This is a genomic window from Acinetobacter sp. MD2, assembly GCF_035615575.1.
Lineage (GTDB): Bacteria > Pseudomonadota > Gammaproteobacteria > Pseudomonadales > Moraxellaceae > Acinetobacter.
In genome coordinates this window covers 1-11,854 of sequence record NZ_VTDK01000004.1, presented here as the reverse complement: position 1 = coordinate 11,854, position 11,854 = coordinate 1, and the positions used below count along the sequence as shown (strand labels likewise).

11 protein-coding genes, 1 pseudogene and 1 riboswitch are annotated in these 11,854 nt (G+C 39.2%); of the genes and pseudogenes, 2 read left to right on the top strand and 10 right to left on the bottom strand.

The window, feature by feature from the left end; translation table 11 throughout:
- Window positions 1-5: 5 nt before the first annotated feature.
- The gene (gene gcvH / locus FXN70_RS06655) at window positions 6-383 is read right to left on the bottom strand and encodes a glycine cleavage system protein GcvH (RefSeq protein ID WP_324646694.1); all 378 of its coding nucleotides are present in this window, start codon (window positions 381-383) and stop codon (window positions 6-8) included.
- A gap of 373 nt (window positions 384-756) precedes the next feature.
- A riboswitch (glycine riboswitch) is annotated at window positions 757-846 on the bottom strand.
- 318 nt (window positions 847-1,164) lie between these two features.
- On the opposite strand from gcvH, the gene dusA reads away from it, so the two are divergent.
- Both dusA and pnuC read left to right on the top strand, forming a co-directional pair.
- Entirely contained in the window at window positions 1,165-2,193 is a 1,029-nt protein-coding gene (dusA, locus tag FXN70_RS06650; RefSeq protein ID WP_420714381.1) for a tRNA dihydrouridine(20/20a) synthase DusA, read from the top strand.
- Window positions 2,194-2,287: 94 nt separating this feature from the next.
- Window positions 2,288-2,965: a nicotinamide riboside transporter PnuC gene (gene pnuC, locus FXN70_RS06645; RefSeq protein WP_324646693.1), complete on the top strand. Its 678-nt coding sequence runs from the start codon at window positions 2,288-2,290 to the stop codon at window positions 2,963-2,965.
- A gap of 101 nt (window positions 2,966-3,066) precedes the next feature.
- On the opposite strand, the gene FXN70_RS06640 is transcribed toward pnuC, so the two are convergent.
- From FXN70_RS06640 to FXN70_RS06600, 9 genes and pseudogenes are all read right to left on the bottom strand, one after another.
- Window positions 3,067-3,831: a tRNA threonylcarbamoyladenosine dehydratase gene (locus FXN70_RS06640; protein WP_324646692.1), complete on the bottom strand. Its 765-nt coding sequence runs from the start codon at window positions 3,829-3,831 to the stop codon at window positions 3,067-3,069.
- A 98-nt stretch (window positions 3,832-3,929) separates the two neighbouring features.
- Complete coding sequence (locus tag FXN70_RS06635; RefSeq protein ID WP_324646963.1) at window positions 3,930-4,745, bottom strand: TatD family hydrolase; 816 nt, start codon at window positions 4,743-4,745, stop codon at window positions 3,930-3,932.
- 15 nt (window positions 4,746-4,760) lie between these two features.
- Complete coding sequence (locus FXN70_RS06630) at window positions 4,761-5,648, bottom strand: RsiV family protein (protein ID WP_324646691.1); 888 nt, start codon at window positions 5,646-5,648, stop codon at window positions 4,761-4,763.
- 84 nt (window positions 5,649-5,732) lie between these two features.
- Window positions 5,733-6,548, bottom strand: coding sequence for a hypothetical protein (locus tag FXN70_RS06625; RefSeq protein WP_324646690.1), 816 nt, complete (start codon window positions 6,546-6,548; stop codon window positions 5,733-5,735).
- Between the two features lie 194 nt (window positions 6,549-6,742).
- Window positions 6,743-8,332: a peptide chain release factor 3 gene (locus FXN70_RS06620; protein WP_420714380.1), complete on the bottom strand. Its 1,590-nt coding sequence runs from the start codon at window positions 8,330-8,332 to the stop codon at window positions 6,743-6,745.
- A gap of 205 nt (window positions 8,333-8,537) precedes the next feature.
- Window positions 8,538-8,963, bottom strand: a complete 426-nt coding sequence (locus tag FXN70_RS06615) for a hypothetical protein (RefSeq protein ID WP_324646688.1) — start codon at window positions 8,961-8,963, stop codon at window positions 8,538-8,540.
- Window positions 8,964-9,234: 271 nt separating this feature from the next.
- Window positions 9,235-9,366, bottom strand: coding sequence for a hypothetical protein (locus tag FXN70_RS06610; protein WP_324646687.1), 132 nt, complete (start codon window positions 9,364-9,366; stop codon window positions 9,235-9,237).
- On the bottom strand, window positions 9,353-9,814 hold the full coding sequence (gene bamE / locus FXN70_RS06605) for an outer membrane protein assembly factor BamE domain-containing protein (protein ID WP_324646686.1): 462 nt from the start codon (window positions 9,812-9,814) through the stop codon (window positions 9,353-9,355). The genes FXN70_RS06610 and bamE overlap by 14 nt, the downstream gene beginning before the upstream one ends.
- A 25-nt stretch (window positions 9,815-9,839) precedes the next feature.
- Window positions 9,840-11,854, bottom strand: a pseudogene (locus FXN70_RS06600) (YadA-like family protein); the annotation flags it as partial.

Here is an 11,854-nt window from a genome sequence, read left to right as displayed (position 1 = left end):
AGCTCCTACAAAGACCGAATAAATGCGTCATAACCCGCCTGATCTAGCAGCGTATCGAATGCTGTTGAGTCGGCTGCTTGCATTTTAAAAAACCAACCTGCACCCATAGCATCTTCATTGACTGTTTCAGGTGCAGCCTCTAAAGCATCATTCACTACAATCACTTCACCATCTAAAGGCATATCAATATTACTTGCAGCCTTAACTGACTCAATTACCGCAACTTCTTCACCTTGTGTGTAGCTTTTGAGTTCAGGCAACTCGATATACACCACATCACCCAACGCATCTTGTGCATGCTCAGTAATCCCCACCGTCATACTTCCATCGTCTTCTAAACGTACCCATTCGTGCTCTGTGGTAAAACGAATTGTAGATGTCATGCCAAAACTCCTTGATTTTTCTTCATAAATAACAATTCTTAGAAATATTGACTCAGATTAAACCCAACGAAACTCATTCAATTTCGAATAAAACACACAATAAAAAACCACAATTTAATTAAAAATTGTGGTTGATTAACGCATTTTGAGTGCTATTTGAATGAAATAATTGAGCTAAAAATGGAGTAAGGTTTAAGCGATGCTTAACCTGACATGTGCAGTGTTGCATTAATATATATGGCATAGCCACCCAACTCCATTGGTGAGTAAATATGCCCCATCTGTATATGTACCTGAGATCTTCAATCAGTAAAAAAACTGATTTTCTTCCTTCGGTGAACTCTGCTAGTGCGAGTTGCTCTCCAGATTGTTGTTATTTATTACAGTCCTTTTGCCTGAGAGATTCCGGGGTCGTTGCTCCTTCGGCGAGTCAGAACTTTGACTGCTCTCCTGTAATGTCTTCGATTGAAGCATAAAGTATGCCAAGATTTCAAGTTAGACCTTAGTGATATTGATCTGCTATTTTTGATACGACTTTTACAAACAGAACCCACTAAAACAACATATCCATATGATTTAGGAGTGGTGCTTCAAAAAGTATGATGATTTTATTTTGATTTAAAAAAATGTCTATGCACTTATTCAAGTGTTTTAATAGAGCGCTACAAGCTACAGCGACATCCTCTTTATTATGGTGTAAAATTTACAGAATGCACATGTATTCATCATTGAAAAAATTAATTTTTTCAATGAACCCCTATTTTTAAAGGTATGATTTTTAATGACTATTATCGAAAACACTGAAACTATTAAATCTCCACGAATCAGTGTTGCCCCGATGATGGATTGGACCACCAAAGATTACCGTTTCTTTGCACGTCTATTTAACCCAAACGTGGTTTTATATACAGAAATGGTGACTACAGGTGCAATTATTCATGGTGATGCCGAACGTCATCTCAATTTTAACAAACAAGAACACCCGATTGTGTTACAACTGGGTGGATCAAACCCACAAGACCTCGCACTTTGTAGCAAAATGGCACAAGACTGGGGCTATAACGAAATTAACTTAAACGTTGGCTGCCCAAGTGACCGCGTACAAAATAATAAAATTGGTGCCTGTTTAATGGCTGAACCTAACTTGGTTGCCGATTGTATTAGCAGCATGCAAAATGCGGTGCAAATTCCTGTACATGTCAAACATCGTATTGGTATTGATGAAATGCAGTCTTATGAAGAAATGCTGCACTTTGTCGATACAGTTGCCAAAACAGGATGTACGCATTTTGTCGTGCACGCACGCATTGCAATTTTAAAAGGACTGTCACCGAAAGAAAATCGTGATGTTCCACCATTACGTTATGAAGATGTTTATCGTTTAAAAAAAGAACGCCCACATTTGTTGATTGAAATTAATGGCGGGATTAAAACATTTGAAGAGACCCAATTACACTTACAACATGTCGATGGCGTGATGATTGGTCGTGAAGCCTACCACAACCCTTACCTGTTGGCGGAATTAGGGCAGTTATGGCAGCTAAATATGCCTGATCGTTTTGAAATTATGCAACAAATGTTACCTTATATAGAACAACGTCTAGCAGAAGGTGCGCCGCTTTCAATTATCACCCGTCATATTTTAGGTCTATTCCAAAACCTACCTGGCGCGCGTAAATGGCGACAAGCACTTAGCGGTGGCAATGCTAAGTCATTAGATGATGTCAAGCATGCTATTCAATACATGCAAGATGCAATTATCCGCACTGAAAACTATATTGCATCGCAGCAAAATATTGAACTTTCTTAAAAAGTAAAATTAAAACAACATTTAAGATTGAATTTTTTAACATTCCCAAGCATCATCTAGCGCAATTTTGCTTGGCTGCTTTGGGAACGTTAACATGAAGCTTTTACAGGGATGGACCTTATTTGAAAAAGTATGGCTCACTGCTTTTTCAAGTATTCAGTTCATCCTCTTTTTTTGGTGGCAACAAACTGCAATTGATCTAATCTGTGCCTTATCTAATATGCTCTGTGTGGTGTTGGTTGCCAAAGGCCGCATGGAAAATTTCTTTTTCGGGATGGTGGCGACCAGCCTGTATGCCTACATTTCTTTTAGCAATCATATCTATGGCGAAGCCATGCTCAGTGGACTGTTCTACTTTCCCATGCAGTTTATTGGTCTGTATTTTTGGATTAAAAATCGCAATCAGCAAGCAGAAATTTCATCGGATATTCGAGTCAAAAAACTCTCGGCGAAGGGTTGGCTGATGATGCTTGCAATCGTACTAAGCTGCTCATTTGCTTATGCTGAAATTTTAGCCAATCTAAATGCTCAACAAGTACGTTTAGATTCATTTACCGTAGTGATTTGTATTGTGGCGCAAATTTTAATGACCATGCGCTATTCAGAACAGTGGTATTTATGGATTAGCTCAAATATTTTAGGCATTATCATTTGGGCAGTTGCGGGTAACTATGCCATGTTAATGATGACCTGTGCTTCTTTATTTAACTCGCTCTATGGCGCATATCATTGGCGCAAACAAGTTGTGTTTAATCAAGAGATCTCATCATAAACTTTCTTCGTTACCTATCTAAGCAGTCACGCCAACTTAAAACCAGTTTTAGCAATAGACCAAATACATCTTTCCTTCTCTGTTCAGAGAAGGTGGATGTTTTATTTCACTTTCGCATCTAATTTTTTTAGCACCTCTGCCACTGCAACCATAGCAAAAGTTGAAGTCACGACCACTGCCGAACCATAGCCTCCGCAACGTAACCCTGCCGTAGCACAGACGTTGCCACTCGAAAATGGATTATCAATCGAATACACGCAGGTAATGCCAAATTTTTCTTTGGGCTTTTTACAAATGCCTTTGGCACGTAATTGACTGCGTAATTTTGCAAGCATAGGATCTTGTTCAGTTTTAGATAGATCTGCCACCCGAATTTTTAACGGATCAAGTTTACCCCCTGCTCCACCCGATACAATCAGTGGAATTTTTTGAAAACGACAATAAAGCATCAATGCCAATTTAGCTTTTACATCATCTATGCAGTCCAACACAATACTGGGTGCAGCCGCCATAATCTGCACTAAATTTTCAGCCGTTAAATAATCATCAATTAAATTAAGTTTAATCCGCGGATTAATTTCACGACAACGCGCGGCCATGACCTCAATTTTTTCACGTCCAAGTGTACTGGTTAAGGCAGGCAACTGACGATTTACATTTGACGCTGCCAAAACATCCATATCAATTAAGGTTAACTCGCCCACACCTGTACGTGCTAATGCCTCAACTGCCCAACTGCCCACACCACCAATGCCAATCACCATAACATGGCTTTTTTCGTAGTGGGAAAAAGCATCATCACCATAAATTTTCGCAGCGCCTGCAAAACGGCGCTCGTATTCATCATGTTGGGCTAAATCAGACATTTAGATGGTTTACTCATGAATTGAAAGGACATAGTGTACTGAGTTTTGATCTAAAAATGTGATCAATTCAAACCTAGACTCACAAAAATTGGCTTAATTTAGGATGCTAAATGCAAAGCTTGGCAGGAGTTTTGCCACAATATTGGGGCAAGTGCCTCCGCAGATAAATTCAAACTTTTCGCTAAGCCCGCTAAAACAAAGGGTAAATTAACTGGCGTATTTCGTGTACGTTTTTCTGTTGATATTTGACAACATAATGGCGTCATATCAGGACAATCCGTTTCAATTACCAAATGTTCAGCGCCAATTTTTTGAATCACCTGATGCAGTTTCTTCGCTTGTGGATTTGTAACTTGACCTGTAATTCCAATTTTAAACCCCATTTTAATCAGTGCTTTGGCTTCTTCAACGCCACCACTAAAAGCATGGGCAATCCCGCCAAACTGAAATTTATGCTGTTTAAGTTGTTGCAGCACATCGGCATGGGCTTTACGGATATGCAGTAAAACTGGTTTTTGATATTGCTTTGCCATTGCCAATTGCAGGTCAAAATACTCACGCTGTTTTTGATAAATTTCAGGCGGCTTATGTTGCTGTAAAAATGTGTCTAAGCCAATTTCCCCAATCGCCACACAGGTTTCTGTTTGAAGTAACTGCGCTAAATTATTCAGGTGTTCAGGTAAATGCTGTTCGATATAAATCGGATGCAAACCCGGTGCTAAATAGCTTTGTGGTGCAGTTTTTAATTGCTTTAAATCATGGTGAATACGCAATAGATCAGGAAAGCGCTCTGCCGTTATGCCAATCAAGACCAACGCCTCCACGCCATTTTGTTTAGCAAGCATTGCCAGTTGTGCCCGATCTGCATCAAAATCGGGCACATCAAAATGGGTGTGCGTATCAAACAAAAGAATGCCCATAAAGCAAATTTAACTGCCAACTTTCGGTAAATATTGTGGTTTTACAATGCCTTTTAACTGTGCGTAAGTTAAACTAAAACTTGGCATGCCCACCACATACGGTCCAATTTCATATTGTGCATATTGTAGTGTTAAGCCTTTATCATCGAAATAAAAATTACGGCTTAATGTGAACGGCCATGTTTGCTCATAATTCGCAAGGTTATCGGATAATTTTTGCGATACGACCCATTGTTTAAACTGTGCATATGCCAATTTTTCTAAGGCAGGTTTTTGATTTTTCTCTAAAACATCATCTAGCTTTAATGACTTTGGATGGGCAAGTTCAAAGGTAAAATATTGCTGTGATGCCGCACCATGTGCCCCACCTAAAAAGTTATCCGCATTTAATTGAATAGTTACAAGTCCTTCAGGGCTTGGCATCACTTTAGGTTGAATATGTAAACTAATTTGTGGACTGGCACCCATCTTTTTAAGATCATTCACCATTCCCTCAAAAGTATTGGCATAACGAATCACCTCAGCACCAAAGGCATCGCTAGAACGCTCTTGACTTGGCTGAGTTGCTGATGCGTCAGATGCCGCACTTTCAGAAAAATCTAAATTGTCTTTTAAGGTCTTCAAAATCGCTTGATCAATGACCCGATTAATTTCAGGCACATTGCTGTTTAAACGCTGTACTTGGAACTCAGGACAACTCTCACCTTTACATTCAGGTAAATTAACCTTTACAGTTTGAATATCAGCACTAAAGCTTGGCTTTGGCTGTTGCACAGGCGCAGAAGCTTGCGTATCTGAAGCCGCTTGAGTGGTAGAATCTGATTGTTTTTGGCAAGCGGCTAAACCTAGTCCTAAAGCGATAAGCACAGCAACACGCATTTTATTGGGCTGATTCATCTTTTAAGACACACCTTTATAAATTGATACTGTGATCAGATTAACGGCTTTTTTAAAGCTGCAACATTGTTAATCTGTAACCTATTAAAACATTCGTTCAAATACAACCGATTTAACCACTTGTTTTGTTTGCTGTTTGGTGAAGAAGATATCAAGTTGTTTGCTATTTTTAACAATTTCATTAGCTCTAAAATGTAGCCCAACGCCTTCGCCGTCAAAGAACCATTCTGCCTGTCCCCAATACAATTTTTTTGGTGCAAGCTGCGCTGAGGTTTGTGGTTGTTTCTTCAGCCAAATTTGATACGCTTGTTGCACCCACTGATCGACTTGCATTTGCTGTGCAGAATCAACTACATCTAAAATACTTAAATTCTTTTGTTGCTTACGGTCGGCAACAAAAAAGTATTGCCGATCTTTGACGGTAATATCTGCTTGATGCGTATCTAATTGCAACTGTAGCAAAACATATTGATTCCGCTGCGCAGCAATTCGCGTGATCATATGTAATTGATAAGGCTGATTTTCGCTAAACTGCTGTTGCCATGTATCTGAAGCTTTGACATAAGCATTAATCGCATCTTGCAGGCTCAAATTTTGCTTTAAGACAATTTGGGCTTGAATCACCTGACTTTGGCTTTTTTCAATCCATTGATTGAGCCACTGATCTTGGGTTTTTAAGGTTTGAATATTGATATCAATACAATTTTTCTTCTCACAAAATGGCAATGCATATTTTGCCGCTTGTGGCTGAATATTTAAATACGGCAAAACATCCGTATTTTGTACTGATGGACTAGCTACTGGTTCAGATGCAGTTTGGGTATGATCTGACTGTTTTTGACATGCAGCTAATAACCCGATTGTCACCAATAACACGCCTGTCATTAAACCCTGCTTCATCCCCAACACCTTATTTTCCCAATCAATTGCTAAGATATTTTGTAATAATTGACGTATCCCAATCAAAAAAGTTTGGATAAACCAACAACAAACGATCTATTCTTCGCAATAAAGTTTAACTGATATCGATAAGTTTGGGGGAGAAATACTGCCCTTGAAATAAAAACAGCTTCCGAAGAAGCTGTGTTTTATGATTAATGTTCGCGCGTGTTTCGGAACTGAATATCAGGCCAACGTTCTTGCATAATTTGTAAATTGACACGGCTAGGTGCAAGATAAGTTAAATGACCACCACCGTCGACCGACAATTGGTCATGGGCTTTCTTTTTAAAGTCATTAAACTTTTTCTCATCATCGCAATGTACCCAACGCACCGTATTAATGCTGACAGGTTCATAAATACAATCGACTTTGTATTCTTCTTTTAAACGATACGCCACGACATCAAACTGAAGTACCCCAACTGCACCCACAATTAAGTCATTGCTGTTTTGTGGCATAAAGACTTGGGTTGCACCTTCTTCAGACAACTCTTTTAAGCCTTTTTGTAACTGCTTAGATTTTAACGGATCTTTCAAACGCACACGACGGAACATTTCAGGAGCAAAGTGTGGAATCCCTGTAAAATGTAATTTTTCACCACTGGTAAAAGTATCACCAATTTGAATGGTACCGTGATTGTGTAAACCAATAATATCGCCTGGCCACGCTTCTTCTAAATGCTCGCGCTCACCTGCTAAAAAAGTTAAGGCATCAGAAATACGCACGTCTTTACCCAAACGCACATGGTTCATCTTCAAACCTTTTTCATATTTTCCTGAACAAATACGCATAAAGGCAATACGGTCACGGTGTTTTGGGTCCATATTGGCTTGAATCTTAAAGACAAAACCTGAAAAACCAGTTTCAGTCGCCTCAACGCTACGCTCTTGGGTTGGATGTGCTTTTGGCTCAGGTGCCCATTCCACAAACGCATCTAGAACATGGTCAACCCCAAAGTTGCCCAATGCTGTTCCAAATAATACAGGCGTTTGTTTACCTGCCAAGAATTGTTCACGATCTAATGGTTCATTCGCCATTTGTACCAATTCAAGTGATTCTTCAAATGATTTAAAAGCAAGCTCACCCACTTTATCGCGGATATCGGGATAATCATAACCATCTCGAATTTCAATATCGGTAATGGTTGAGCCAAAACCTGCTTTATACACATAAAGTTTATTTTGCAAAATGTTATACACACCAGCAAAATCACGCCCCATACCTAATGGCCATGTAATTGGCACACAGCGAATCTTTAAAACATTTTCAATTTCATCTAGTAATTCTAATGGCTCACGAATTTCACGGTCCATTTTATTAACAAAAGATACAATTGGCGTGTCACGCATACGACACACGTCCATCAACTTGATGGTACGTTCCTCAACCCCTTTTGCACCATCAATTACCATTAAGGCAGAATCGACAGCAGTTAAGGTACGATAGGTATCTTCCGAGAAATCTTCATGCCCAGGCGTATCAAGTAAGTTAATAACATGTGACTTAAATGGAAATTGCATAACCGAGGTGGTGATGGAGATACCCCGTTCTTTTTCCATTTCCATCCAGTCCGAGGTGGCAGAACGATCAGATTTACGGCTTTTCACCATACCTGCAACCTGAATCGCTTTCCCCCATAACAGTAATTTTTCTGTCATCGTGGTTTTACCCGCATCGGGATGCGAGATAATTGCAAAGGTTCTGCGCGCCTTTACTTCTTGGGCCAATTGATCTTTTAACATGAAATTCATCTGCAATTAGACACACATTTGTACAAACAAAGTCATGTACAAATTCAATGTGTGAAGGTGTGTTTTAAAATTGCACCGATTATATCCGATTCAGGGTATGAAGACTATGTGCTGTATACTCAAAATAAAACTAGCGCGTATGGCGCTAGTTTTATTTTGAGTAACGATCAAATATTATATCTGACCGCAGACCATATTATTGTTTAATCAAATATAAAGATGAACATTTTTGGCCTGTGGCATCCATACAAATCTGAGCTGTTTTAGGTGAAATCCATTTTAGACTAAACGCAACATTTTGGTTTGTCATATCTTTTGCAGTACCAGCACATGCCGCTTTTTTATTATCAACCGCAACTTTCATCGTTAAGATATCTAAATTATTCACATTTTTACTATCACGCACTACACCAAAATTTCCAGACATTTTTTTCTGCAAACTAAGATACGCAAATTGATTAGGTTGTTTAAATGTATATGTTTCAGAACACTTATTCTGAGCATTATAAACTGTCCAAGTTCCCCAAATCGTTTGACCTAAATCGACTTGTGCTTTATCAACCGCGTTAGCTTGAAATGCAAGACCTGAACATAAGAAAGCAAAAGCTAGTTTCTTTAACATTATATTTCCCTTTTACTTCAATATATAAATAAATCAATAATTTTTTAAATAGCGACTTTAAATTCAAACCTCAATTCAGAACAAAATAATCTAACTCTAATCTTTAATGCTTAAGGTTATTAAAGCAGATCAATGAATTTACTTTATCCAATTTTTGAGTTTGATCATCAGTATCGTCATGCTTTTTCCAGGCACTCAGCAATTTTATGACAAATAAACTTTCAAGCGTAGTATTGTAGGATCATAATTAAATCCATGGCCTGCACTTAATTTATTTTGCAAACTCTTGGGTAGAAATAGACTGACTTAAAATCACATTCATATCTGTTACATCAAAATCAAATAATACATAAACAAATTGAGCTAATGCTGCAACGACTACTAATATATTATTTAATGCCATTTACAAATACTTCACACTCCTCGCTCTTCCAATTTAACTGTTGGCCGATTCCTTTTTTGTCAAAGTCAATTCTTAGTTGGCAACGTTTATAATCTTGTGTATTTGACACACGAATATCCAAAACATAATTCCATGTTGTTACGAAAAATAATCCCTCATTAAATTGTGGATTACCCAACAAGCGACGATACTCATCTTTATCTAACCCTGTGGTTAAATTTGCAATAGTTGCATAGTCATAACGCGGTACTTGCTTCAAATAACTATTTTTAATTTCTGGATACTTAATATCTTGACTTGTAGATGTTTCTGCATGTGTATCAATCGCAGTAAACATAAACGTGCTGATCATAAATGCATAAAATAATGGTGTTTTTTTCATTGCTTTGCTTCTTCTCAAAAATCCTAATCCTATTTTGTATAAGGTAAGAGATGCGATGAACTGCATCTCTTACTTTTGGTATCGATAAACCTTAGTCAATCACACCAGAAATACCAATTCGAATTAATGGTGATCCGATAGTACCACCTGCCACACCACCAGTCATTGACCAGCGGCCATTGTCTGAGGTGCGTCTTAAGGTTGCACCAATCGCACTTTGGTTATTGTAGTACGATGCACCAGCAGCGTAGGTCCATTTACCCGCAACAAAAGGAGCTTGTTCAAGTGCAGCAGTTGCAGCAATACCAGCAGAGAGTTTATCCTCAAGTTTATTGATCCGATTATTTGTATACACAAATGCCTGATCTACCGTTTTGGCAACATCATTTACTTTTTGATCCATCGCGCCAATAGCATCACCAACGTTATTGTAGGCACTACCACCCACGTTATAGATTGGAGCACTCACATTACCGTTTGCATCGACAGATGAACCACCACCTAGATAAGTTGCCATATTGTTATTGGTACTATACAACTGTGCACCATTTACAGCATCGCTAGATTTTGCCGATACATCACCTGCTTTTACTCCAGTTACAACACGCACACCATCTGTACCTGAAACATTCAGACTGGTACCGCCAGAATCTTTACCGACAGTGATTTCAGCAGTTGAACTTTGTTGTTGAACAAGACCCGATTTACCATTGCTGATATTAGTAATATTCGTTTGGAGATCATTAATATTATTTGTGTTCTGATCAACTTGTTTTTGGACATTCCACAATTGACCACCATTAACAGCATCTTTAGAATCTTTACTCACATCACCATTTTTGACATTGGTAATTGTTGTACCGTCAGTTCCACCAAGTGTAATTTTATCTTTCGATGCATCGTCATATTGAACTGCATTCTTCGCAAGCTGATTTACATTATTGGATACAGTATTAATCGCACTATCTAGTTGACCTTTATTTACTGCATCAGATGCATTTACACCATTTGCAATATTAGTAATGGTTTTATTTCCAGCATCAATTCCTGCAACTGTGACACTTGGCCCACCGGCAATGGTTAAGCCAGCGTTATTCAATACAACTGTATTATTGCCAATGTTAATTCCTGCATTATTCAGAACTGTATCACCTGCTTTTACAGAATCAACGGTTAAGTCTTTTGCTGTCGCAACTGTATAGTTATCTGAACCATCTGCATTAGTACCCGCAGTGACAACAACATTGTCGCCAGCCGTAACTGTAGTTTTCGCTTTAGTCGCTGCGCCTTTAACATCAGCAATTGCATCATCGATGGTATTCTTACCTGTGCCACCAATATTAGCCGTTGTAATTGCACCAGTCGCTGCATCAATTGTGGTTGAGCCACCAATTGCATTTTTCACGCTGTTTGCAACGCCATATAATTGGCTACCGTTGATCGCATCTGTAGATGTCGCTGATACATCTCCTGCTTTAACATTGGTTAGCTTAGTACCACTTGTACCTGCAAAGGTTACGCTGTCTTGGTTGATACTGCCGTCAGGATTCTTGTCATACTTCACTGCAAACTTGTCAGTTTCACCTTGCGCTGCATTCAACGTGTTGATTGCTTGGTTAATGCTGGTTTCTGTGTTGCCACTGCCATCTTTAACTGTCAACGCTGTGTTATCTAGACTCGCAATTGTGTTCCCTGACCCATCTTTAACATCAAAGCCATTGCCGGTCACTTTGCCTGTGAAGACTGGTGCATCCGCCAATTGGATATCAAGCGTGTTGCCACTGATCACCGTTCTGATGTTGCTGTTCGAGCTGGTGGCCGCGCCAGTTAATCCACCGCTGATGTTCAGCGTTTCACCCAATTTGCGATCGACTGTGCCAGTGTTTCCTGTAAAGGTCACTGGTTTGATCACTTCAGCATTGAGGTTGCCTAATGCATCACCCACATTGTTGGCTGTTGTGGTCGTACCATCAGTTTTGGTGGTGGTGTACGTTGGCGCACTGATAGTGCCTGTGCTGCTGTCATAGGTTGATCCGCCACCCAAGTTGCTCGCTGTGCTCGCGCCCAAGGTATCGGTTTTGCCAGTCGATGCCGTGGTTGCTGCAT

Coding starts and splice junctions, on each gene's coding strand:
- dusA (WP_420714381.1), top strand. CDS start 1,165: ATGACTATTATCGAAAACACTGAAACTATTAAATCTCCACGAATCAGT.
- pnuC (WP_324646693.1), top strand. CDS start 2,288: ATGAAGCTTTTACAGGGATGGACCTTATTTGAAAAAGTATGGCTCACT.
- FXN70_RS06625 (WP_324646690.1), bottom strand. CDS start 6,548: ATGAAGCAGGGTTTAATGACAGGCGTGTTATTGGTGACAATCGGGTTA.
- FXN70_RS06630 (WP_324646691.1), bottom strand. CDS start 5,648: ATGAATCAGCCCAATAAAATGCGTGTTGCTGTGCTTATCGCTTTAGGA.
- FXN70_RS06610 (WP_324646687.1), bottom strand. CDS start 9,366: ATGGCATTAAATAATATATTAGTAGTCGTTGCAGCATTAGCTCAATTT.
- FXN70_RS06620 (WP_420714380.1), bottom strand. CDS start 8,332: ATGTTAAAAGATCAATTGGCCCAAGAAGTAAAGGCGCGCAGAACCTTT.
- FXN70_RS06640 (WP_324646692.1), bottom strand. CDS start 3,831: ATGTCTGATTTAGCCCAACATGATGAATACGAGCGCCGTTTTGCAGGC.
- bamE (WP_324646686.1), bottom strand. CDS start 9,814: ATGCAGTTCATCGCATCTCTTACCTTATACAAAATAGGATTAGGATTT.
- FXN70_RS06615 (WP_324646688.1), bottom strand. CDS start 8,963: ATGTTAAAGAAACTAGCTTTTGCTTTCTTATGTTCAGGTCTTGCATTT.
- gcvH (WP_324646694.1), bottom strand. CDS start 383: ATGACATCTACAATTCGTTTTACCACAGAGCACGAATGGGTACGTTTA.